Below are 20,419 nucleotides of genomic sequence, written 5' to 3' on the forward strand. Positions count from 1 at the left end.
ACTCTTATTAATGATTGGAAAGTTATGACAAAGCAAATTATCGCAATTTCGCATGAAATCGAAGATGAAAGCACCGGCGCAGTGGCGAACTATCATGTAATCGAATATGTGAATATCGATTATAAGTACAACACGGTTACGGCAACAATGAACGGCTATGTGTCTAAAAATGCGCATGAAGCGGGTCGAAACCCGCTCTGTTCGCATACTGTTTCCGTCAACGGATTACCGGAGGGCGAGGAAGTTTCCCGCGCTTGGCTGTACGGTAAGGCGGTTGAGCAGGATAACGAACAAAGCGTCTTTTCAGGCGCGGAACTGGTCGAAGCCTAATCTAAATTTGAAACCATGCCCGTGATGATTCACGGGCTTTTTTATGGGCGGTCGCATGAACGATTTAGAAACAAAAATCAAGATAACCGTCGAGAACGGCACGGCTGCGGGTTTTAATCAGGCAGCAAACTCTGCGGCGAATGCTTCCAAGCAGATTGAAAACGCTATCGGGCAGGTGCGATCAGAATTGACGCGCAGCTTTTCCGAAATGCAGAAATCGATGGAAAAGGCGTTCGATATTGATATGTCCGATTTTGTCGGGGGCGTCAGCGACGGCAAGGAAAAGGTCAGTGAACTGAACGCCGAACTTGCCAAGACAGGCGATAAGGCAGAAGAGGCGGCAGGCGGGCTGGGTAAAATTGGCACGCTTTTAGCCGGATTTGCATCGGTGTCATTTGCGAAATCCCTGCTTGATACTGCCGATGCCATGCAGTCGATAAACAGCCAAGTAAGGCAGGTGGTGTCGTCTGAAAGCGAGTATCTGGCAGTACAGCGTCAGCTTTTGGATGTAGCGAACAATACCCGCGCATCGCTTGAATCAACGTCGAGCCTGTATGTGTCCACAAGCCGCGCACTGAAAGACTACGGCTACACGCAACAGGAAATCTTGCAATTTACCGAAGCAACAAACAACGCCATGACAATCGGCGGTGTGGCAGCGCAACAGCAAGCCGCCGCGCTGATGCAGTTGTCGCAGGCTTTGGGCAGCGGTGTATTGCAGGGCGACGAATTTAAATCTATCGCCGAAGCAGCCCCTATCCTGCTTGATACTATTGCGGAATATATGGGTAAATCCCGCGCTGAAATTAAAAAGCTGGGCAGCGAGGGCGAACTGACGGCGAATGTGCTGTTTAAAGCTATATCAGGCGCGTCGGAAAAATTCGGCGAGCAGGCAGCAAAAATGCCCATGACGATGGGTCAGGCATTGACGGTTTTCCAAAACAACTGGCAAAGCATGATTTCTAGGCTGCTGAACGACAGCGGCGCGATGTCCGGCATCGCCTCCATTATCAAACTGATTGCGGATAACCTTAACTTGGTTGTCCCTATCATGGCGGGATTCGCGGTTGCTGTTACCGCTGCGACGGCACAGGTCATCGGCTTAAATGTTGCCATGCTTGCAAACCCATTCGGATTGATTGCAGTCGCCATCGGTGCGGTTATCGGCTTGATTGCCCAATTCGGCGACCAAATCGACATTTTCGGCGGTGGCTGGTCAAACCTGCTTGATGTGATTCAGGCGGTTTGGCAGACAATCACGGAAACCATCGGCGCGGCGATTGAAGAGATAAAGGCTTGGTTTGGCGGCGTAACAGACTGGCTAAATGAAAATGTCGGCGGCTGGTCGGCATTGTTTAGCCGTGTTATGTCGACGATTGCAACGGTTGTCGGCGCATATGTCAACGCCTATATCAACACGTTTGCGACCGGCTGGATGCTGATTAAAGAAGCCGCCAACAATATGCCGCAATTCTTTGCCAATCTTGGCAAGGCTATCGGCAACGTGTTTATCTCCGCGATTGAGTGGATGGTTAACCGAGCGGTCGGCATGATTAACAGCATGATTGACTATGCCAACAAAGCCGCGTCGATGGTCGGTGTGTCGGGCATTGATAAACTAAACAATGTTCAAATCGGGCGCATGGACGACGGCGGGCTTGGCGGCCGAATCTCTGACAGCATGTCGAAAGACCGCGTCGGAAATGCAGTTGACAACATCAAAGCCCGCGCTGCTCTGATTCACGAACAAAAAGCCATGCGCGGCGGTGGTGGCGGAGGTGGGAGCATACCGAAATCCCGCGTCCCGTCAGGTGGTGGTGGTAGTGGAGGTGGTGGAAGTGGTCGCAAAGGCGGCGGGCGTAAGGGCAGAAGCGGCGGCGGTCATGCCGGCGCAGCCAAAGACCCGATGCAGGCATGGGAAGAAGAAATCAAAGCCCAAAAGCTGGCACACCGTGAAATGCAGCGAGACACGCTGAATCATCAAGAATGGGATTTGGCGCGGGAAGCCGCTTACTGGCGCGCGAAACTGGCAACGGTTGACGCGGGCAGTAAAACAGGTTTGAAACTGCGTGAAAAAATCCTGACCCTTGAAGACCAGTTATCCAAGCAATCAACAGAAGCCAAAATCAATCAGGTGGCGGCATGGGAGAAGCTGGATAAGCACAAGCTAGATATGGAAAAGGACGCGGCAGACCAAGCCCTAGCCGCTGGACGCATTTCTCAACTCGAGCGCCTAGACTTGGAAATCGAGTTTGAAAATCGCCGGTACCAAATCGCCTATGACGCCTTGCAAGAACGGATCGCACTTGCCGAACAAGACCCGACATACAGCCAATCAGCCATAGACAAGCTGAAACAGCAAATGGCGGAACTTGGGCAAGGTCACGAACGCGAGCAAACCAAGAATCAGGGCAAGCGCGAAAACCAACGCCGGAAAGACACGCCCAACGTTATGGAAATGTTGCAAGACGGCGGCAAGAACGTTTGGCAAGAAGCGCAGCAACAGATGGGGCAGGCTTTCTCCGCCATGTTGTCACGAACGCAGAATTTCCGAACGGCGATGAATAACTTTTTCAAAAGTATGGGGCAAACCTTTATCCAAGAAATGGTTACCAAACCGCTTGCAGGCATGATGCAGCGCATGGTTCAGGAATCAGCGATTTACAAGATGATTTTCGGGACTAAAGAGACGTTGGAAACGGCGGCTGCGGCTAAGACTGCGGCGACCAAAGCGACGGAAACGACGGCGGTCGTCGGTAGTAATGCCGTTCAAGCGGCGTCAGGTGCGGCGGCTTCTCAAGCGTCTATTCCGTATGTCGGTCCTATTCTTGCCGTTGCAGCGATGGCGGCAATGATGGCGGCTGTAATGGGTTTGATGGGCGGTGGCGGCTCTTCAACAACCACGACCACTACGCGGATTCCATCGGCGGCTGGCGGCTGGGATATCCCAGCAGGCATCAACCCACTGACGCAACTGCACGAAAACGAGATGGTCTTGCCTGCGGAGCACGCGCAGACAATCCGTGAAATGGCAGGTCAGTCAGGTGGCGACAACAGCACGATTATCATCAACACAACGGGCGGCGACTTTGTTCACAAAAAGGACATTGCGAAGCTGTTGAAACAGATGAATCGTGATTTTAAATTGGTGTAAGTGGTTAGGTCGTCTGAAAGGGCGACCTTTTTTCTATGGAGGTTTTTAAATGAGCAAGTCTATTCAATGGCTTAAATATGCCTTTGAACTTCGGTTTCTCCCTGTGCGGTTCCAACGTTGGTTATTCAGCACGGGGACGCGGGCGGTTGAGTTTGTCAGCGGGTGTTCGATGATTGGTTACGCGCTGGTCTTCGCGTTCTCGCCGAACGATATCTACAACTGGCCCATCTACTACAAGTTCAAAGACATTTCGGAACTGACGCTGATACTGGTATTTGGCGGCGTCGGTGTATTGCAGCTGGCGGCGATGTACTGGCAGACATTCAAAGGGGAGGTTCTGTCAGGCTATATGTTGTTGATATCAGCTTTTATTTGGTATTTGACGGCATATGCTTTCTGGGCTGCCTATCCGCCTGCTCATACAGGCATGGTTATTCCGCCCGTCTTGGCTTTTCTGTGTTTACTCGCTGGAAATAACTCACTTAAATTCTTGTTTTCGGAGAATAAATTTAAACGAAAACAAAAGGGGGAATGATGCACGATTTTTTTCAATTCGGCTATCTGTTCGCCATAGGGGGCGGCATCGTCGGTAGCGTGTGGTCGAGCATGAAAGACCATGACAAACCAGTATCAAGCCTGTTCGAAGCCTTGATTTCGGCGGTTGCAGCGGCGGCAGTAGCAGAGCGGTTTTTGATGGTAAATCAAGTGTGGACTTGCGCGGTAGCCGGTGCTTTTGTCGGCATCCTGACAGGGCATGCGATGGATACCGTCAAAAGCCTAGCCCCAAGCATTATGACTAAATGGGTCAAAAAAACGGCGGGTAAATTCGTCGATAAAGATTAATTCAACAACAGGTCGTCTGAATTTCAGACGACCTTTTTATTTGGAGATAAGAAATGCAAATCACTGAACACTTTAGCTTAAAAGAACTGACACGAAGCGAAACAGCGCGTCGTTTAGGTCTTCAAAATACGCCCTCCTCTGCTGAAATGGCAAACATCCAATACACGGCGGAGCAGCTTGAAAAAATTCGCGCCTATGTTGGGCGCGGAATCGTCGTAACTTCATGCTTTCGCAGCGAGCGTGTGAACAAGGCGGTCGGCGGATCGCCAACATCTGCCCACCGTTTCGGCTTGGCTGCTGACTGCGATGCCATCGGTTTGACTTCTTTGGCGTTTGCGAAAGAAATCATCAAAATGCGTGACGAAGGGAAAATCACGTTCGACCAGTTGATTCTCGAATTTCCCGAACGTGGCGATGGTGCATGGGTTCATGTCGGTTTCCGCCGCAACAGCCCTATGCGTAACCAAATCATGACCGCAACCAAAAAAGGCGGGAAAACCGTGTATTTACCGGGTCTGCACGTTTAAAGGGCGTATATGAATCCCGTTGATTTTGCAAAACAGAAAATCACGGAATGGCAAGAAAAAAGCCGTGTGGCGAGCGAAAACGCAGACCTAGCGGCTTTTGAGTTTGCCGAACGTGAGATTAAAACCTATAAGGATATGCTGGAATTATGGTTGAAACGCTGCTCAAAAATTGGAAATTGATTGCGGTTTTAGTTGTGATCGCAATCTGCATCGGTGCCTGGCAAGCCGACCGCAAAGCGGAATATCGGCGCGGGCGTGATGAAATGGCCGCTGAAATTTCAGGTCGTCTGAAAGATGCCGCGATTGAGAAAGCTAAAGAAGACCGCGAAACGTCTGCCGTGTATCAGACCGGCAAGGCGGTGCGGGAAAAGAAAGAAAGGATTCGCTATGTTCAAGTTCCGAAACTTGTTGAACGCGTTGTCTATCGCAATGTGTGCATCGATTCTGACGGCGTGTCAGTCATCAACGCCGCCATTGCCGACGGCGATTAAACCGCCCGCCGATTTGGTGCAGCCATGCCCCAAACTGCCGAAACTTGAGGGCGGTACAGGCGCGGACGTATTGCCGTGGTCGTTGCAAGTCATCGGCTTGTACAATGACTGCAAGGCGCGGCACAAGGCGTTGACTGACACTATTAAATAAAGCAAAAGCCGTCTGAATTTCGGACGGCTTTTTAAAAGATTTTATAGATTCAATTCAAAGTGAATCTACAAAGTCCGCCCAATCTTGCAGCATTTGGCGGCGTTGATTGATGAATTTGGCGTGAAAATATGCCGCGTCGGTCTGATTGTCTTTGGCGTGGGCAAGCTGCGCCTTGATGTACTCATGCTCGTAGCCCATCTCTGACAGGTTGGTTGCAAGCGTCGCCCTGAAATCATGCCCTGATATTGTCAGCCCCATGTACTCCAATGCTCTATTAATGGTTGTGGCTGACAGCATATCGTCTGGTCGTTTGCTGTTCGGGAACAGTAGCCGCCCGTTACCCGTAACCGCGTGTAGCTCTGTGAGTAACTCGACGACCTGAGACGATAACGGCACGACGTGCATTCTTGATTTTTTCATTTTGTTTGCAGGGATACGCCAAATCGCGGCGGACAGGTCAATATCAGCCCATTCAGCCCGCCTTGCCTCTATTGTTCGGACGGCTGTGTATAGCAATAACTGCGCGGCTTTTTTGACGACAAACGAGCCATTATAGTTTGCAAGGCTTGTTTTAAATGCCCTGATTTGTTCGGCGGTCATGGCTTTGGCGTGGGTTATTTCGGGGCGTTTGAGATACCCGGCAAAAGCTAACGTCGGGTCATTTGTCGCCCGCATTGTTCGGATCGCATATAGAAAAACTGCGCTCATGTGTTGGCGGGTGTATATGCCTGATACGATAACGCCTTTGTCTTTGCAAATATCCAAACATTCCATGATTTGGCGCGGGGTCACTTTCGTGATTGGTGTGTCTCCGATGATTGGATAGGCGTATTTTTTAAGCATACGATGTATGGCTTTAATGCCGCCATCGCTGATTGTCTTGGATGCCAGGTACTCTTCGGCGATGGCTTCAAATGTGTTTCTGTTTTGGCGCGCGTTTTGCCGTTTTTTCTCGGCCCTGTATTTGGCTGGGTTAACCCCCTGCTGAACAAGTAACCGCGCTTCCTTGCGTTTCTCACGCGCTTCGGCAAGCGAGACATCAGGATATGCCCCGATAGCAAAAACGGATTCTTTGCCGTCAAGCCTGAAACGATACCGCCATAATTTTGAACCGTTCGGATTGATGACGATATGTAGCCCGTTGCTGTCTGTCAGTTTGTACGGCTTGTCTTGTGGCTTTGCCTTGCGGATTTGGGTATCGGTAAGCATAAAAAAGAGGGTATGAATGAGTTGATACCCAAAATCATACCCTCTTTTTTAACGGATTGCTACGAACAAATATAAACCAAAATGAACAGAAAACATCGATAAATACTAAGCTTATCAAAATGATATGAACTAAATCGAACCGTTACGGACGAGAATAACAGTTATCGAGAAATAAAAGCATGAGTGTGCGGCCTTTTAGGGTTGTTTGACGGCGGCGATGTTTTCAGGCGAATTGATAAACGCCCACATCTGCTCTTCGGTTCGGAAAACGCCGTTACGGACGATATAATGCAGCGGATGCTTAATCAGCGCGTCCGCTTTACGGACAAAAACACGCATATTGCAGCTATTTGCCGCCATTTCCAAAACTTTGGCGGCAAAAGCCGGGCGGTGCAGCTTGTCGTGCATCAGCGGATGACGGGCAATGTATTCGTTCAGAGGCTTGCCGCTGCTGTGGAAGTCGGTGTGCAGCGGGTCGAGGAATACAATAAAAAAAGGCATCTTGCCCAAATAATCGTCTGCATCGTTCATAAGCGTTTCGGACGGAATATTTATATCGCCATAATATCACAACCACGATTTTTGATTCGCATCAGGTCGTCTGAAACATCGCTTGCCACCTTCCGAAATATTCACTTAAAATCAGCCTTACATTCCAAAAAGAGATTTGCTTATGGGTTTCAAACTTACTCCGATTGATGTTGTAGAAAACATCAGCCGCGAAGATTTTTATCAAAACTATCTCAAGCCCCGCCGTCCTGTCGTGATCAAAGGACTGAGCCGCAACTGGCTCGCCCGCGACAAATGGTCACTGGACTATATGAAAGAAACCGTCGGCGATATCGTCGTTCCCTTGTACGACAGCGCCAAAGCCGACCCTTCCGCGCCGATTAACGCCGCCAGTACGGAAATGCGCTTCAGCGATTATATCGATCTGATCAAACGCGAGCCGACGGATTTGCGGATTTTCTTATTTGACCCCATCAAACACGCTCCCGCCTTGCTGAACGATTACGTTTTCCCCAAAGAGCTGATGGGCGGATTCTTAGACCGTTACCCTACCCTGTTTTTCGGCGGTGCAGGTTCGGAAACCTTCCTGCACTACGACATCGATATGGCGCACATCTTCCATACGCATTTCGGCAAGAAACACATCATCTTGTTCGATTACAAATGGAAAGAGCGCCTGTTCCGCATTCCTTTCGCCACTTACGCGCTGGAAGACTACCACGTTGACAACCCCGATACGGAACGTTTCCCCGAGCTTGAGGGCGTCGAGGGCATCGAATGTTTCTTGGAATACGGCGACACCCTGTTCATGCCGACCGGCTGGTGGCATTGGATGAAATATCTTGACGGCTCATTCTCCATCTCCCTGCGCGCATGGGATGAAAGCTGGGCGGTTAAGGCACACAGCCTGTGGAACCTGACCGTACAGCGCAAGTTCGATGACTTCATGAAAGCCCGCTTCAAAGCACGCTACATGAATTGGAAAGAACAGCTTGCCTGCAAACGCGCCCGTCGCGCATGGGAACGCGGCATGCCTCGTTAAAACAAACCTAAAGGTCGTCTGAAAACGGTATTTCAGACGACCTTTATCCGCAAATTGCCCCGTATCCAGCGCAAAACTTGAAGCAATGGATGGCATTGTTTCCTCAATACGGACACGGTACATAGGGCGAAAATGCAACAAACATTAAATACGAAGCGCATATTTTTTAAACAACGACGATAGCTGAAACCAATCTGTCGAAGCAGGCGGGCTGACCTTGCTCCTGCCTGCTTTGCCTCATTTCTTTAACTGGAGTGCATCATGCAAACACCTCTAAAATTTTTAACCGCCCTTGTTTTAACGGCATCGGCATTCTCAGCATCCGCTCACGGCATGCATAAACATAAGCCGCTGACTTTTGAAGAACTGCCCAAAATCTGCCAGCAATACTTCACACGCGCGGAAACCTGTTACAAAAAGGCGGGCGCAAAATCTGATTTTCAGCGCAACAACACAAAATTCCTGTTCCAAGCCCTGCCTGCCGCCGATTTATCACAGCGCGAAACCATGTGCAAAATCGCCATGGATTCGTTTGCCGAAAAAACGCGCTCGCTTCATTGCGAATAAGATTTTTGCCGGTAAGATGTATAGTGGATTAAATTTGAATCAGGACAAGGCGACGAAGCCGCAGACAGTACAGATAGTACGGAACCGATTCACTTGGTGCTTCAGCACCTTAGAGAATCGTTCTCTTTGAGCTAAGGCGAGGCAACGCCGTACTGGTTTAAAGTTAATCCACTATAACAAAGGTCGTCTGAAAACGCATTTTAGTTTTCAGACGACCTTTTTTCAGACGACCTTAAAAGAAGTAATTCGCCAGCAGCAAACCGAATGCCAAGCTAAACGCCATGCTCAAGAGACCGGGGATCATGAAGCTGTGGTTGAAAATGAATTTGCCGATTTTGGTCGAACCCGTGCTGTCAAAATCAATCGCTGCGATAATCGGACCGTAGTTCGGAATGAAGAAATAGCCGTTCACCGCTACAAACGTGCCGATAATAATCGGAGCAGGAATGCCCAACGAGATACCGATGGGGAACAGTGTTGCGACGGTCGCCCCCTGACTGTTGACCAAGACGGACAAAACGAACAGGGCAAACGCAAAGGTCCACGGCGCGGTTTCGACCAAATGCGATACGGTTTCTTTGACTTCTTCCAGATGACCGTGCATCAACGTGTCGCCCAGCCATGCCACGCCGAATACGGCAATGACGGCGCGCATCCCCGCGTGGAACACCGAGCCTTTGGTAATCGCGTTACCATCCGGTTTACACAGCAGGATAATTAGCGCGGCGGCAGAAAGCATGACGATTTCGATGGCATGCGCCATGCCCATCAGTTTAGCTCCTTCTTCCGTTTGGAAGGTCGGGCGTAACTCCGGTACGGCACCCATAACGACCACCAGCAATGCAGCGGCAAGGAAAATACCGACCGAGAGTTTCGCCTCTTTGCTGACGGGCGCGTTGGAAACTTCAGTCGAATCTTTTTCGTTGGCTTTTACATATTCCGGGTCTTTCAGCAACGCCTGATAATGCGGGTCATCTTTCAACTCTTTGCCGAGCTTGTTGACGAATACGCAGGCGAGACCGATACCGAGAATGGTTGAAGGAACAGTCACTTTCAACACATGAGCCATGGTGATGTGTTGCGGCTCAAGGTAGGTCACGCAGGCAACGACCGCTGCCGCAATCGGGCTGGCAACGATGGCAAATTGCGACGCGATAACCGCCATCGTCAACGGGCGTGACGGGCGGATACCGTTGCGGCGGCTGACTTCGGCAATAACGGGCAATACCGAATAGGCAACATGTCCCGTGCCTGCCAATACGGTAAACAGGTATGTGACCGCAGGCGCGATGAAGGTGATGTATTTCGGATTGCGGTGTAAAACGCGGGTGGCGATTTTAATCATGTAGTCCAAACCGCCGCTTGCCTGCATCGATGCGGCAGCGGAAACGACCGCCATAATCATCAGCATCACGTCAATCGGCGGACTGGTCGGCTCAAGATGAAAACCAAAAGCCAAAACCGCCAGCCCGACACCGCCGAGCACGCCCAAGCCGATACCGCCGACCCGTGCACCGATTAAGATACACACCAGTACGATGGCGAACTGGATAAAAAACATTGTGGACATGGACACTCCATTGTTTGTAAAAAAATCTTGAAGAGGAAACGGATTAAAGCGGATATCGGCGGAAGCTGCTGTTGCATTTCTGATATCCATATTTTTGTTTTTATTTTAAATACCAACACTTTATCCGATTAAATCGGGCGTGATTATAGAGTAAGCACTCGTTATTAACAATGTTTTACTGAAATTAAGACAACAAAGGTCGTCTGAAAACGCCGAAACTCATTTTTCAGACGACCTTTTTCAAGAGAATCTGTGCAACACGAGAATGCCTAGCTTAGTTTGCAGACAAGGCTTTATGTTCATACAAAGATCTATTTGAAGTCTCTTAAACCGACTTTCAATGAAATATCCCGCAATGCTCAATTCCCTATCTCAAGCTGCAACATCCTGATATATAGTGGATTAAATTTAAATCAGGACAAGGCGACGAAGCCGCAGACAGTACAGATAGTACGGAACCGATTCACTTGGTGCCTCAGCACCTTAGAGAATCGTTCTCTTTGAGCTAAGGCGAGGCAACGCCGTACTGGTTTAAAGTTAATCCACTATAAATTTTCATTTTCTTGCATCCGGCCTTATCGAAATCAGCCGAAACATCCCCATAATACAGCCGTTATACCACTTCACATTTGAAAGAAAGCGATGACTACTCTCCTGATTATCCTCGGTCTGATTGCCATAGTAGTCGGCATTTTTGGCACGATTTACCCTGCCTTGCCCGGACTGGGCCTGATGTTTGGCGGCGCATGGCTGTTGGGCTATGCCGGCGATTATCAGATTTTCGGTTCCGGCACGCTCATCTTCCTTGCCGTTGTCGCCATTATCGGCACGGCAATGGATTATGTCGCGGGCGCGCTGGGGGCGAAATATACGGGGGCAAGTAAAACAGCCATCTGGGGAGCGTTTATCGGCGGTATCGTGGGCGCATTCTTCGCCATTCCCGGCTTGCTGTTAGGCCCTTTGATTGGCGCTGCCATCGGCGAATTTATTGCCCGTAAAGACACTTGGCAGGCAGGCAAAGTCGGCATCGGTACGTTTATCGGCTTTATTATCGGCACGGTTGCCAAAATCGGCTGCGCGCTGACCATTGCGCTGACTGTCCTATTTGTGTGGCTGGGTTCGTTTTTCTAAGCCATCCCTTCAAAACCAAAGGTCGTCTGAAATTCAGACGACCTTTGGTTTTTGAACGCTTATTTGTTACAACAGGCTTTGTATTTCTTACCGCTACCGCAAGGACAAGGATCGTTGCGTCCGGTTTTATCGCCTTCACGGCGTACGGTTTGCGGTTTGTTGATGATCGCCTGCCAGTACCAGTAAATATCCAGCAACACATGCGGGAGCTCGGATTCGAGTTGTGCCAGCTCTTTTTCGGTCAGGTGCAGGATGACTTCACCGTTTCGTTCTTCATCGTAAATCCCGCCCAAAGCCATAATCGGATAGAACAAATCTTCAAATTCTTCCTGATCAACCGCCTCAAACCAATCAGTCGGAACGATATCCAAAGCATAGAGATACGCGTTACACCAAGTATAAATATCGGGATTGGAGGCGGCATCTTCGTATAACCACAAATCGGGCAGCATTTTTTTACTGAGTTTGATGCGCAAATCCGCCGCCAAACCGATGACCAAACGTTCGATTTCGGTGCGCTCTTTGGCATCAAACAAGGATTCGTCGCCCAAAACTTCAGGCAGCCAGTCATTCGGGTTCAGCGCATCGGGACCGCTCAACAAAGCCATCATGAACGCCTGCACTTCATCGCAGCGCATGGTGTTGTGGTGTTCCGATTTGGCATCGAGCAGCTCCATCAGGCGTAAGCGCGATGCTTCATCAAATGCTTGCAATTGCATGTTTTTTCCTTATTTTTAAATGATATGTTTGTTATCCGAGGGGTCGTCTGAAAACGGTCTAGGCGATGCGTTGGCGCATTTGCTCGAAAAGGCATACGGTTGCCGCCATGGCGACGTTTAACGACTCGGTCTGTCCCAGCATCGGGATTCTGACGCTGCCGTCGACTTTTTCCAAAATTTCCCGACTCACGCCGCTGCCTTCATTACCGAAAACCCAAGCGCAAGGGGCATTTAAATCCAGTTGATACAAGTCGGAAGGATTGCGCCCGTCCAAAGCGGTCGCCCATATTTTGTCCTGATAAGCATCCAGCCAATGCGGTAGAAAAACGCGGCTGTATATATTCAGCAGAAAATGCGCCCCCATACCCGCACGCAATACTTTGGGCGACCAAATATCGACGCAGTCATTACCCAACACAATCTGCCTGACTCCCGAAGCTGCCGCGCTGCGTAAAACCGTACCAACATTACCGGGGTCTTGCAGCCTATCCAACACCATGCAGTCGCCGCTTAAAGGCAAATCACCTTGTGGCGGAATTTCTATCCAAGTCATCACATCATCGGCGTCATTCAGACTGGTGATTTTAGACAAAGCTTCGTTTCCGACCCAAGTAATACAATCTTCGTCCAAGCTGCTGATTAAATTTAGGATTTCAGGATGCGTGTTTTTACTTTCGGGCAAATACACTTGTTTGGGCGTGTACCCCGCCTTTAAATAGACCTGCAAAAGATGCACGCCTTCTAACACGGTTTGCCCGTATTCCCGGCGTACTTTAGATTGTGAAAGCAGCTTGGACAAATGCTTGAGCTGCTCGTTTTGCACGGAGGTAATTGATTTCATGGGGCGCATTATATAGCGGATTCCAATAAAAAGGATACAGAAAGGCAGCCGCACGATACCGTCCGACTTTGTTCAACCCGCTTTTTCAGACGACCTCTTGACGCATACAATCAAAAATAAAATCCCTGCCCGAATAGCCCGGGAAGGGATTTCTCTACTTGATGGAAATCTGTATCTCTATGCAGCTTAATGAACGACGGAATCCTGTTGAACCTGCGTTTCAGTTCGAACCGTAGTCTGACTCACACCTTTGTCATTCTTTGCGGATTCAGGCATTACCACAGCGTCCGAAGCATTTTTAGCTGTCGGATTGGCGGCTACGGGTACGATATTTTCCTGCTGGTTTTTGGTTTCAACAGCTTTTTCCGCAACCATACCTGCAGAGTCGCCTTTCGCTTGCGGACCGAATTGCCATACGGCGACGGCAACCGCTGCAACGCTGGCGGCGACGGCGAAAGATTTGAAGAAAGAGTTGTTCGCAGCTTGCGCTTCCTTAGCAGGCATCGCAGCAGCAACTTCGGCTTCATGACGTTGCTTGTGTTCTTCGCTGATTTCAGCAAGCGTAGCGGTAAATGCCGCGCTTTGCATGAAATCGGCATCACGTCCCGTACCTGCTTTGTAACGCATGCAATCGCCCAACAGATGGTACTCGTACCACGCTTCGGCAGCGGCATCGTCGGACAACAGACGGTCAAGCATCTCTTCGCTTACTTGGTCTCCATCCATCAGCATGGAAACATATTCTCTTGTTGTATCCATAGTTGTTACCATTTTTTTACCACCTTTGATTTTCAGAGGTTTCCAGCAGCGGCCTCAAATCTTTTGCTATCACTTCCCGCGCCCTGAAAATACGGGAGCGGACCGTTCCTATCGGACAATCCATAATTTTGGCTATTTCCTCGTAAGACAAACCGTCCATTTCCCTCAAGGTAATGGCTTTGCGTAAGTCTTCGGGCAAATGCGAAATCGTTGATTCGACTGTTTGGAGGATTTCCCGATTGATCATTTCAGCTTCCGGCGTATGGTAATCCGCAATCTGATCCGATAAATCCAGAATATCCCCGTCTTCGTTAGCAGCCTCTGCACTGACGAACGGCTGCTTTCCTGATGTTACTAAGAAGTTCTTGGCGGTATTGATGGCAATCCGGTACAACCAAGTATAAAAAGCACTCTCGCCTCGGAAGTTCGGCAAGGCCCGATAAGCCCTAATCATTGCCTCTTGCGCCACATCGTTGACTTCGTGTTCGTCTTTGACAAAACGGGAAATCAATCGGATGAGCCGACGCTGATATTTGGACATCAGCATCTCGAATGCTTTTTGTTCGCCCTTCTGTGCGCGCTCTACCAAGGCCTGATCAATCTGGCGATCATTCATATCTTACCTTTTGTAATAACTGCATTATAAGCTATAAAGTAGTAAAGCGTGCTGTGCCAGTTAAAGACAGCTTCCGCCGTATTTAGTTCCATTTATATCTCAAAAATTTTCCATAAACCGGTAAAAAGCCGTCAAACCCTTGAAAATCGTGGCTTACCGTAAGGTTAACAATAGCAATGCAGTTTCCGTCAGTATTTGTGATAATCGGCCAGCATTTTCTGACGAACGGTACGATATGGTTTTCTTGCAACACTTTCTTAACATTTTTGAACAAAAACCCTACATTCATCATATCATCGCTGCCCGCCGTCCGAATGATTCCTTCTTCTTCCAAGGCTGATTGCGGCAATCCATTGCGGTGTGGCACCAGAAAAAAGCCGTTTTCTTGGAGAATATCTTTCAGACGACCTCTGACTTCTTTTCCCTTTATCCAATCTGCGTCTGCAAACTGGTTTTGTTTCAATATGAATAAAAAATCACGGTATAAACATACCGATGTTTCGCCAAACTGCCATTGTGCAGTTTCCGCTTCCAACAGTATCCGCGCGAAATCCGCCAGCTTTCTCGGAGAACTTTCCACAATCTCATTCTCCTTAAAAAACCGCCAAAGAATCCGGCTGCGGCGTGCTTCGTTGAATGTCTGCCAACGGCTGACTTGGAAGCGTCCGCTTTCGCAAACCGTTTGATAATCCGCATCGACAACTTCGTCCAAAATCGCCAAATCGGTTTGCAAAGAACGGATGTTGGCACAAACATGACGGTCAAAATTCGGAATGCGCTCCCGCCAAACCGGCAACGCCTCGTAGCGCATCCAATTCCTTAAAAAAGCTGTATCGGCGTTACTTTCGTCTTCGATGTTCGGCAGGTTGCAGGCAGCGGCGTAGCTTTCTAATTCTTTTCGGGAAAACGTCAACAGCGGCCGCCAAATTTGCGTTTCCTCATTCAATTTGCGCCATTGCGGCATGGCGGCAAGTGCTTTGATACCACCGCCGCGAACCGCCGCGAGCATGAATGTTTCAATTTGATCATCCTGATGGTGCGCCAACGCGATGACACCGGAAGGGTCGTCTGAAAATGCCTGATAACGTGCTTTCCGTGCGGCAGCTTCGATTCCCAACCCATCTTTTTTGACTTCAACTTTTGCGCTTCTGAACGGCACATTCCATTCTTGGCATAAACGTGTGCAAAACACCAGCCAGTCATCCGCATTGCGGCTCAATCCATGATGAACATGTAAAGCGTGTACGTCCAATCTAAGCTCTTCCCGCAAACACGCGAGCATATGCAGCAACACTACCGAATCCAAACCACCGCTTAGTCCAACCGTTACCATGCAACCATCCGGAAACGAACGCGCCGAAAGACGCAGGATTTCCAACAAACTGCGGCATTGAGGCGGAAGGTTTTCAGACGACGTCGGGTTCATATGGCGTAATCTATATTGTGTCGGCAAGGCAAGTTCTTAGAAATGAAAAAGCAGGCAGGGGGGGCTTCTGCCTGCTTTTCTGCACATTAACTGTTTACTTATCCGTAAACTTGCCGTACGCCATAATCCGGTCGAAACGGCGCGACAGCAAGTCCGCCATCGGCATATTTTGCGCCTCGTGTAACTGGGTTTCCAGCACCGTTTTGACGTTTTTCATGGTCGTTTCAAAGTCTCGGTGCGCGCCGCCCAAAGGTTCGCTGATCACGCTGTCAATCAAATCCAATTCTTGCAGGCGTTTGGCGGTAATGCCCAAGGCTTGCGCGGCATCTGCCGCTTTTTCAGCGGTTTTCCACAGAATAGACGCGCAGCCTTCCGGAGAAATAACCGAGTAAGTCGAATATTGCAGCATATTGACGTAATCGCCGACCGCAATCGCCAGCGCGCCGCCGGAACCGCCCTCGCCGATGATGGTACACAAAACCGGCACACGCAGGCGGGTCAATTCGTACAGGTTGCGTCCGATGGCTTCAGATTGACCGCGCTCTTCCGCGCCGATGCCCGGATACGCACCCGGTGTATCGACAAAAGTCATCACAGGAATATTGAATTTCTCGGCAGTCTGCATCAGGCGCAGTGCTTTGCGGTAGCCTTCAGGGCGCGGCATACCGAAATTACGGCGGATTTTTTCTTTGGTATCTCGACCTTTTTGATGGCCGATAACCATCACACTTTGTCCGTTGAAGCGCGCCAAACCACCGACGATGGCATGGTCGTCTGAATAATGGCGGTCGCCGTGCAACTCTTCAAAATCGGTAAAAATGGCTTGGATGTAATCTAAGGTGTAAGGACGTTGGGGATGGCGTGAAACCTGCGAAATCTGAGCGGGCGTCAGCTTGTTGAAAATCGATTTGGTCAGGTCGTTGCTTTTCTTTTGCAATCTGGCGATTTCATCGGAAATATCGACGGCGGATTCGCCCTGCACAAAGCGCAACTCTTCGATTTTATTGGTTAATTCGGCGATGGGTTGTTCAAAATCCAAAAAAACTGGTTTCATAGGGTGAAGCTCTCGGTAGGGACGCTGCCGCTATCATACGCCAATCAGGCATATTTGGCAGCATTTCTCATTGAGGATATGCCGTGCAAAACGGCAGATAATCGGGCGGATGCCTTTTCAGACGACCTTTTACAACGATATAGTATATCTGCACTAAACAAATGAAGTGCCGTATCTTATGATAAACTTCCATTCAGTTCAATCATTTCAAACAGGCTATGAAAAACGACCACGACAATACGGCGATGCGGCTCGACAAATGGCTCTGGGCTGCGCGCTTTTTCAAAACCCGCGCGCTGGCTCAAAAACATATCGAATTGGGCAGGGTTCAGGTCAACGGCACCAAAGTCAAAAACAGCAAAAACATCAGCGCGGGCGACATCATCGACCTGACGCTCAATTCACTGCCTTACAAAATCAAAGTATTGGCACTCAACCACCAGCGCCGCCCCGCCCCCGAAGCGCGTCAGCTTTACGAAGAAGACATGAAAACCGCCGCCGAACGCGAAGCGCAAAAACAGCTCGACCAAGCAAGCCGCATCAGCGCGGCGTACCCCGACGGCAGACCGACCAAACGCGACCGCCGCCAATTAGACCGCATGAAGCGCGACAGCTGGTAAGGTTTAAACCGATCCATCTTGTTAATAAACTGCCTGAAACCGCCCTCTCCCATAAAGTGAAAACACATTGGAATCAGGTATAATCCATCCCTATTTCATTTCAGACGACCTTGAGCCATTAAGGATATCCCCATGAGCAAGAAACGCGTTCTCACAGGCGTAACCACCACCGGCATCCCGCATCTGGGCAACTACGTCGGCGCCATCCGCCCTGCCGTCCGCGCGGCGCAAAACCCCGATACCGAATCCTTCCTCTTCCTCGCCGACTACCACGGCATCATCAAATGCCACGAGCCGGAGATGATTCACCAATCCACCCAAGCCGTTGCAGCCACTTGGCTTGCCTGCGGACTCGATCCCGAGCGCACCACCTTCTACCGCCAAAGCGACATTCCCGAAGTGATGGAATTAAACTGGATTCTGACCTGCATCACCGCCAAAGGCCTGATGAACCGCGCCCACGCTTACAAAGCCGCCGTGCAGGCAAACGCTGAAAACAATCAGGAAGACCCCGACCACGGCGTAGAAATGGGTCTGTACAGCTACCCCATCCTGATGACCGCCGACATTCTCATGTTCAACGCCAACGAAGTGCCCGTCGGCCGCGACCAAATCCAACACGTCGAAATGGCGCGCGACATCGCCGGCCGCTTCAACCACCGCTTCAAAGAAGTTTTCACCCTGCCCGAAGTGAAAATCGACGAAAACGTCGAACTCTTGGTCGGCTTGGACGGACGAAAAATGTCCAAATCCTACGGCAACACCATTCCGCTTTGGGAAAACGACAAGAAAACCCAAAAATCGGTCAACAAAATCATCACCAACATGAAAGAGCCGGGCGAGCCGAAACAGCCCGACGAAAGCCCCTTGTTTGAAATCTACAAAGCCTTCTCCACGCCGTCTGAAACCGCAGTGTTCACACAAATGCTTGCCGAAGGTCTGGCATGGGGTGAAGCCAAAAAACTCTTGGCCGCCAAAATCAACGCCGAGCTGGCAGAACCGCGCGAACGCTACAACAAGCTGACCACCAATCCTTCGCAAATCGAAGACATCTTGCAGGCAGGCGCAGCCAAAGCGCGCAAAGAAGCGCGCGAACTGCTGGACAAAGTACGCGACGCCGTCGGCATCCGTCCATTGAAGTAAATCTCAAAAGGTCATCTGAAAAAGCAGCCCGCTATTTTCAGACGACCTTTTCCTGTTTAAAACAAGGAATATCCGATGAAAGCCTTTCCGATTCTCTTATCCGCCCTTTTGCTTGCCGCCTGCGGCAAATCCGACGCCCCAGCCGAACCTGCACAAAATGCCGCCGAAGCCGCGCCCAAACCCGTATTTAAAGTCAAATACATCGACAACAACGCCATCGCAGGTTTGGACTTAGGACAAAGCAGCGAAGGCAAAACCAACGATGACAAAAAACAAATCAGCTATCCGATTAACGGCTTGTCCGAACAAAACGTCATCCAACTGATCGGCAACCACCCCAACGATTTGGAAGTCATCAGCGGCAAATGTATGGAAACCGGCGGCAAAGGTGAGCCTTTGGGCTGGACTGAAAACGGCAAATGCCATGCCTTGTTTGCCAAACTGGTCGGCAACATCGCTGAAGACGGCGGCAAACTGACCGGCTACCTCCTCTCCCACGCCGCCCTGCAACCCTATCAGGCAGGCAAAAGCGGTTATGCTGCCGTTCAAAACGGCCGCTACATCCTCGAACTCGACAGCGAAGGAATGTTCTACTTCCGCCGCCGCCACTATTGACCGAGCGGGTGCTGCCCATGACCGTACACACCTTAATCCGCGCCCTGCCTAAAGCCGAATTGCACGTCCATATCGAAGGCACGTTCGAGCCGGAATTGATGTTCGCCATCGCAGGGCGCAACGGCGTTTCCGTCCCCTATGCGGATGTGGAAGCCGTGCGCCGCGCTTACGATTTTCACAACCTGCAATCCTTCCTCGATATTTACTACGCAGCGGCGGCGGTCTTGCTCCACGAGCAGGATTTTTACGAGCTGACCACCGCCTATTTCGCCCACTGCCGCGAGGACAACGTCGTCCACACCGAAATCTTCTTCGACCCGCAAACCCATACCGCGCGCGGCGTACCGTTTGAAACCGTCATCAACGGCATTACCCGCGCCCGCCTGGATGCGCAGGAAAAATGGGGCATTTCCAGCAGGCTGATTATGTGTTTCCTGCGGCATTTGAGCGAAGAATCCGCGTTTGAAACACTTGCCCAAGCACAGCCTTTCAGACGACATATCGACGGCATCGGACTGGATTCGGGCGAACTCGGCAACCCACCTTCAAAATTCGAGCGCGTCTTCGCCCAAGCCCGTGCGCAAGGTTTTCCCGCCGTCGCCCATGCCGGTGAAGAAGGTCCGCCCGAATACGTGAGGGAAGCATTGGATTTACTGAAAGTCGTCCGCATTGACCACGGCGTGCGCTCCGAAGAAGACGAACCCCTTATGCAGCGCCTGATTGCCGAACAAATGCCCCTGACCGTCTGCCCCTTGAGCAACCTCAAACTCAAAGTCGTCGACGACCTGTCCCGACACAACCTGCGCCGTATGCTTGAGCGCAGCGTATTGGTTACCGTCAATTCAGACGACCCCGCCTATTTCGGCGGCTATATCAACCAAAATTTCATCGAACTTGCCGACGCATTGGGTTTGAATGAAGCAGACATCCGCGCCTTGTGCAAAAACTCGTTCAAAGCCTCGTTTTTAAGTAAGGAAAAAAAAAGCAAAGCGGTACGCCGAAATCGACGACATCCATGTTTAAACACGAAGCCGACCTGAAAAAGCAATCCGGTCGGCTATTTTCTTAACCGAAATACAAATGGTACCAACCATAAACCAC

Annotated in this window: 24 protein-coding genes and 1 pseudogene; 16 read left to right on the forward strand and 9 right to left on the reverse strand. The window is 50.2% G+C overall.

Annotated elements, in window-relative coordinates; genetic code table 11:
- The first annotated feature begins 24 nt into the window (after window positions 1-24).
- Genes DBZ16_RS02490 through DBZ16_RS15345 form a run of 8 tightly spaced genes read left to right on the forward strand, consistent with a single transcriptional unit; the run spans window position 25 to window position 5,496 of the window.
- Window positions 25-330: a hypothetical protein gene (locus DBZ16_RS02490; RefSeq protein ID WP_107812820.1), complete on the forward strand. Its 306-nt coding sequence runs from the start codon at window positions 25-27 to the stop codon at window positions 328-330.
- A gap of 43 nt (window positions 331-373) precedes the next feature.
- A complete protein-coding gene (locus tag DBZ16_RS02495; protein WP_430914317.1) occupies window positions 374-3,484 on the forward strand; it encodes a tape measure protein in 3,111 nt (1,036 codons plus the stop codon).
- A 49-nt stretch (window positions 3,485-3,533) separates the two neighbouring features.
- Window positions 3,534-4,019: a hypothetical protein gene (locus DBZ16_RS02500; RefSeq protein ID WP_107812821.1), complete on the forward strand. Its 486-nt coding sequence runs from the start codon at window positions 3,534-3,536 to the stop codon at window positions 4,017-4,019.
- Window positions 4,016-4,327, forward strand: a complete 312-nt coding sequence (locus tag DBZ16_RS02505; protein WP_107812822.1) for a hypothetical protein — start codon at window positions 4,016-4,018, stop codon at window positions 4,325-4,327. Before DBZ16_RS02500 ends, DBZ16_RS02505 begins: the two co-directional genes overlap by 4 nt.
- Before the next feature lie 53 nt (window positions 4,328-4,380).
- Complete coding sequence (locus DBZ16_RS02510; RefSeq protein ID WP_016686404.1) at window positions 4,381-4,854, forward strand: D-Ala-D-Ala carboxypeptidase family metallohydrolase; 474 nt, start codon at window positions 4,381-4,383, stop codon at window positions 4,852-4,854.
- Between the two features lie 9 nt (window positions 4,855-4,863).
- Window positions 4,864-5,034 (forward strand): hypothetical protein, encoded by a 171-nt coding sequence (locus DBZ16_RS15340; protein WP_167390253.1) that lies wholly within the window; start codon window positions 4,864-4,866, stop codon window positions 5,032-5,034.
- Window positions 5,001-5,345: a hypothetical protein gene (locus DBZ16_RS02515; RefSeq protein ID WP_107812823.1), complete on the forward strand. Its 345-nt coding sequence runs from the start codon at window positions 5,001-5,003 to the stop codon at window positions 5,343-5,345. Before DBZ16_RS15340 ends, DBZ16_RS02515 begins: the two co-directional genes overlap by 34 nt.
- The gene (locus DBZ16_RS15345; RefSeq protein WP_167390254.1) at window positions 5,329-5,496 is read left to right on the forward strand and encodes a hypothetical protein; all 168 of its coding nucleotides are present in this window, start codon (window positions 5,329-5,331) and stop codon (window positions 5,494-5,496) included. The genes DBZ16_RS02515 and DBZ16_RS15345 overlap by 17 nt, the downstream gene beginning before the upstream one ends.
- A gap of 54 nt (window positions 5,497-5,550) precedes the next feature.
- Here DBZ16_RS15345 and DBZ16_RS02520 read toward each other — a convergent pair whose 3' ends face one another.
- Both DBZ16_RS02520 and DBZ16_RS02525 read right to left on the reverse strand, forming a co-directional pair.
- Window positions 5,551-6,705: a tyrosine-type recombinase/integrase gene (locus tag DBZ16_RS02520; RefSeq protein ID WP_107812824.1), complete on the reverse strand. Its 1,155-nt coding sequence runs from the start codon at window positions 6,703-6,705 to the stop codon at window positions 5,551-5,553.
- A 195-nt stretch (window positions 6,706-6,900) separates the two neighbouring features.
- On the reverse strand, window positions 6,901-7,236 hold the full coding sequence (locus DBZ16_RS02525) for a hypothetical protein (protein ID WP_016686410.1): 336 nt from the start codon (window positions 7,234-7,236) through the stop codon (window positions 6,901-6,903).
- A gap of 142 nt (window positions 7,237-7,378) precedes the next feature.
- Here DBZ16_RS02525 and DBZ16_RS02530 point away from each other — a divergent pair, with 142 nt between their 5' ends.
- Window positions 7,379-8,257 carry a cupin-like domain-containing protein gene (locus tag DBZ16_RS02530; RefSeq protein ID WP_107812825.1) on the forward strand — a complete coding sequence of 293 codons (879 nt, stop codon included), beginning with the start codon at window positions 7,379-7,381 and terminating at the stop codon, window positions 8,255-8,257.
- A 261-nt stretch (window positions 8,258-8,518) separates the two neighbouring features.
- Entirely contained in the window at window positions 8,519-8,824 is a 306-nt protein-coding gene (locus DBZ16_RS02535) for a hypothetical protein (RefSeq protein ID WP_107812826.1), read from the forward strand.
- Window positions 8,825-9,056: 232 nt separating this feature from the next.
- Here the strand turns inward: DBZ16_RS02535 and DBZ16_RS02540 are convergent, their stop codons facing one another.
- On the reverse strand, window positions 9,057-10,385 hold the full coding sequence (locus DBZ16_RS02540) for an anaerobic C4-dicarboxylate transporter family protein (protein ID WP_107813100.1): 1,329 nt from the start codon (window positions 10,383-10,385) through the stop codon (window positions 9,057-9,059).
- 402 nt (window positions 10,386-10,787) lie between these two features.
- Between DBZ16_RS02540 and DBZ16_RS16680 the strand changes: the two are divergent.
- Together DBZ16_RS16680 and DBZ16_RS02550 are read left to right on the forward strand one after the other, a co-directional pair.
- A pseudogene (locus DBZ16_RS16680) lies at window positions 10,788-10,850 on the forward strand (transposase); the annotation flags it as partial.
- 186 nt (window positions 10,851-11,036) lie between these two features.
- Window positions 11,037-11,525 carry a DUF456 domain-containing protein gene (locus tag DBZ16_RS02550; RefSeq protein WP_107812827.1) on the forward strand — a complete coding sequence of 163 codons (489 nt, stop codon included), beginning with the start codon at window positions 11,037-11,039 and terminating at the stop codon, window positions 11,523-11,525.
- Window positions 11,526-11,584: 59 nt separating this feature from the next.
- On the opposite strand, the gene DBZ16_RS02555 is transcribed toward DBZ16_RS02550, so the two are convergent.
- The 6 genes from DBZ16_RS02555 to DBZ16_RS02580 all read right to left on the reverse strand — a co-directional run bounded on the left by DBZ16_RS02555 (window position 11,585) and on the right by DBZ16_RS02580 (window position 16,940).
- Window positions 11,585-12,244 carry a YecA family protein gene (locus tag DBZ16_RS02555; RefSeq protein WP_070495735.1) on the reverse strand — a complete coding sequence of 220 codons (660 nt, stop codon included), beginning with the start codon at window positions 12,242-12,244 and terminating at the stop codon, window positions 11,585-11,587.
- A gap of 58 nt (window positions 12,245-12,302) precedes the next feature.
- Complete coding sequence (locus tag DBZ16_RS02560; RefSeq protein WP_107813101.1) at window positions 12,303-13,085, reverse strand: TrmH family RNA methyltransferase; 783 nt, start codon at window positions 13,083-13,085, stop codon at window positions 12,303-12,305.
- 186 nt (window positions 13,086-13,271) lie between these two features.
- Complete coding sequence (locus tag DBZ16_RS02565; protein ID WP_240600169.1) at window positions 13,272-13,844, reverse strand: sigma-E factor negative regulatory protein; 573 nt, start codon at window positions 13,842-13,844, stop codon at window positions 13,272-13,274.
- Between the two features lie 16 nt (window positions 13,845-13,860).
- Window positions 13,861-14,460: an RNA polymerase sigma factor RpoE gene (rpoE, locus tag DBZ16_RS02570; RefSeq protein WP_049229611.1), complete on the reverse strand. Its 600-nt coding sequence runs from the start codon at window positions 14,458-14,460 to the stop codon at window positions 13,861-13,863.
- An 82-nt stretch (window positions 14,461-14,542) separates the two neighbouring features.
- Window positions 14,543-15,886 carry a tRNA lysidine(34) synthetase TilS gene (gene tilS, locus DBZ16_RS02575; RefSeq protein WP_107812829.1) on the reverse strand — a complete coding sequence of 448 codons (1,344 nt, stop codon included), beginning with the start codon at window positions 15,884-15,886 and terminating at the stop codon, window positions 14,543-14,545.
- Between the two features lie 94 nt (window positions 15,887-15,980).
- Window positions 15,981-16,940, reverse strand: coding sequence for an acetyl-CoA carboxylase carboxyltransferase subunit alpha (locus tag DBZ16_RS02580; RefSeq protein ID WP_003742332.1), 960 nt, complete (start codon window positions 16,938-16,940; stop codon window positions 15,981-15,983).
- A 218-nt stretch (window positions 16,941-17,158) separates the two neighbouring features.
- On the opposite strand from DBZ16_RS02580, the gene DBZ16_RS02585 reads away from it, so the two are divergent.
- The 4 genes from DBZ16_RS02585 (at window position 17,159) to DBZ16_RS02600 (ending at window position 20,358) form a co-directional block, all read left to right on the forward strand.
- Entirely contained in the window at window positions 17,159-17,560 is a 402-nt protein-coding gene (locus DBZ16_RS02585) for an RNA-binding S4 domain-containing protein (RefSeq protein WP_019271250.1), read from the forward strand.
- Between the two features lie 132 nt (window positions 17,561-17,692).
- Window positions 17,693-18,703 (forward strand): tryptophan--tRNA ligase, encoded by a 1,011-nt coding sequence (trpS, locus tag DBZ16_RS02590; RefSeq protein WP_107812830.1) that lies wholly within the window; start codon window positions 17,693-17,695, stop codon window positions 18,701-18,703.
- A 75-nt stretch (window positions 18,704-18,778) separates the two neighbouring features.
- On the forward strand, window positions 18,779-19,318 hold the full coding sequence (locus DBZ16_RS02595) for a hypothetical protein (RefSeq protein WP_107812831.1): 540 nt from the start codon (window positions 18,779-18,781) through the stop codon (window positions 19,316-19,318).
- 17 nt (window positions 19,319-19,335) lie between these two features.
- Window positions 19,336-20,358 carry an adenosine deaminase gene (locus DBZ16_RS02600; protein WP_107813102.1) on the forward strand — a complete coding sequence of 341 codons (1,023 nt, stop codon included), beginning with the start codon at window positions 19,336-19,338 and terminating at the stop codon, window positions 20,356-20,358.
- The last annotated feature ends 61 nt before the right edge of the window (window positions 20,359-20,419 follow it).

The sequence above is a fragment of the Neisseria sicca genome (assembly GCF_003044565.1).
GTDB classification, from domain to species: Bacteria; Pseudomonadota; Gammaproteobacteria; order Burkholderiales; family Neisseriaceae; genus Neisseria; species Neisseria sicca_A.

Bases quoted from the DNA above. Each gene is read 5' to 3' on its own strand.
- DBZ16_RS02490 (WP_107812820.1), top strand. From the start codon at position 25: ATGACAAAGCAAATTATCGCAATTTCGCATGAAATCGAAGATGAAAGC.
- DBZ16_RS02495 (WP_430914317.1), top strand. From the start codon at position 374: ATGGGCGGTCGCATGAACGATTTAGAAACAAAAATCAAGATAACCGTC.
- DBZ16_RS02500 (WP_107812821.1), top strand. From the start codon at position 3,534: ATGAGCAAGTCTATTCAATGGCTTAAATATGCCTTTGAACTTCGGTTT.
- DBZ16_RS02505 (WP_107812822.1), top strand. From the start codon at position 4,016: ATGATGCACGATTTTTTTCAATTCGGCTATCTGTTCGCCATAGGGGGC.
- DBZ16_RS02510 (WP_016686404.1), top strand. From the start codon at position 4,381: ATGCAAATCACTGAACACTTTAGCTTAAAAGAACTGACACGAAGCGAA.
- DBZ16_RS15340 (WP_167390253.1), top strand. From the start codon at position 4,864: ATGAATCCCGTTGATTTTGCAAAACAGAAAATCACGGAATGGCAAGAA.
- DBZ16_RS02515 (WP_107812823.1), top strand. From the start codon at position 5,001: ATGGTTGAAACGCTGCTCAAAAATTGGAAATTGATTGCGGTTTTAGTT.
- DBZ16_RS02520 (WP_107812824.1), bottom strand. From the start codon at position 6,705: ATGCTTACCGATACCCAAATCCGCAAGGCAAAGCCACAAGACAAGCCG.
- DBZ16_RS02525 (WP_016686410.1), bottom strand. From the start codon at position 7,236: ATGAACGATGCAGACGATTATTTGGGCAAGATGCCTTTTTTTATTGTA.
- DBZ16_RS02530 (WP_107812825.1), top strand. From the start codon at position 7,379: ATGGGTTTCAAACTTACTCCGATTGATGTTGTAGAAAACATCAGCCGC.
- DBZ16_RS02535 (WP_107812826.1), top strand. From the start codon at position 8,519: ATGCAAACACCTCTAAAATTTTTAACCGCCCTTGTTTTAACGGCATCG.
- DBZ16_RS02540 (WP_107813100.1), bottom strand. From the start codon at position 10,385: ATGTTTTTTATCCAGTTCGCCATCGTACTGGTGTGTATCTTAATCGGT.
- DBZ16_RS02550 (WP_107812827.1), top strand. From the start codon at position 11,037: ATGACTACTCTCCTGATTATCCTCGGTCTGATTGCCATAGTAGTCGGC.
- DBZ16_RS02555 (WP_070495735.1), bottom strand. From the start codon at position 12,244: ATGCAATTGCAAGCATTTGATGAAGCATCGCGCTTACGCCTGATGGAG.
- DBZ16_RS02560 (WP_107813101.1), bottom strand. From the start codon at position 13,085: ATGAAATCAATTACCTCCGTGCAAAACGAGCAGCTCAAGCATTTGTCC.
- DBZ16_RS02565 (WP_240600169.1), bottom strand. From the start codon at position 13,844: ATGGATACAACAAGAGAATATGTTTCCATGCTGATGGATGGAGACCAA.
- rpoE (WP_049229611.1), bottom strand. From the start codon at position 14,460: ATGAATGATCGCCAGATTGATCAGGCCTTGGTAGAGCGCGCACAGAAG.
- tilS (WP_107812829.1), bottom strand. From the start codon at position 15,886: ATGAACCCGACGTCGTCTGAAAACCTTCCGCCTCAATGCCGCAGTTTG.
- DBZ16_RS02580 (WP_003742332.1), bottom strand. From the start codon at position 16,940: ATGAAACCAGTTTTTTTGGATTTTGAACAACCCATCGCCGAATTAACC.
- DBZ16_RS02585 (WP_019271250.1), top strand. From the start codon at position 17,159: ATGAAAAACGACCACGACAATACGGCGATGCGGCTCGACAAATGGCTC.
- trpS (WP_107812830.1), top strand. From the start codon at position 17,693: ATGAGCAAGAAACGCGTTCTCACAGGCGTAACCACCACCGGCATCCCG.
- DBZ16_RS02595 (WP_107812831.1), top strand. From the start codon at position 18,779: ATGAAAGCCTTTCCGATTCTCTTATCCGCCCTTTTGCTTGCCGCCTGC.
- DBZ16_RS02600 (WP_107813102.1), top strand. From the start codon at position 19,336: ATGACCGTACACACCTTAATCCGCGCCCTGCCTAAAGCCGAATTGCAC.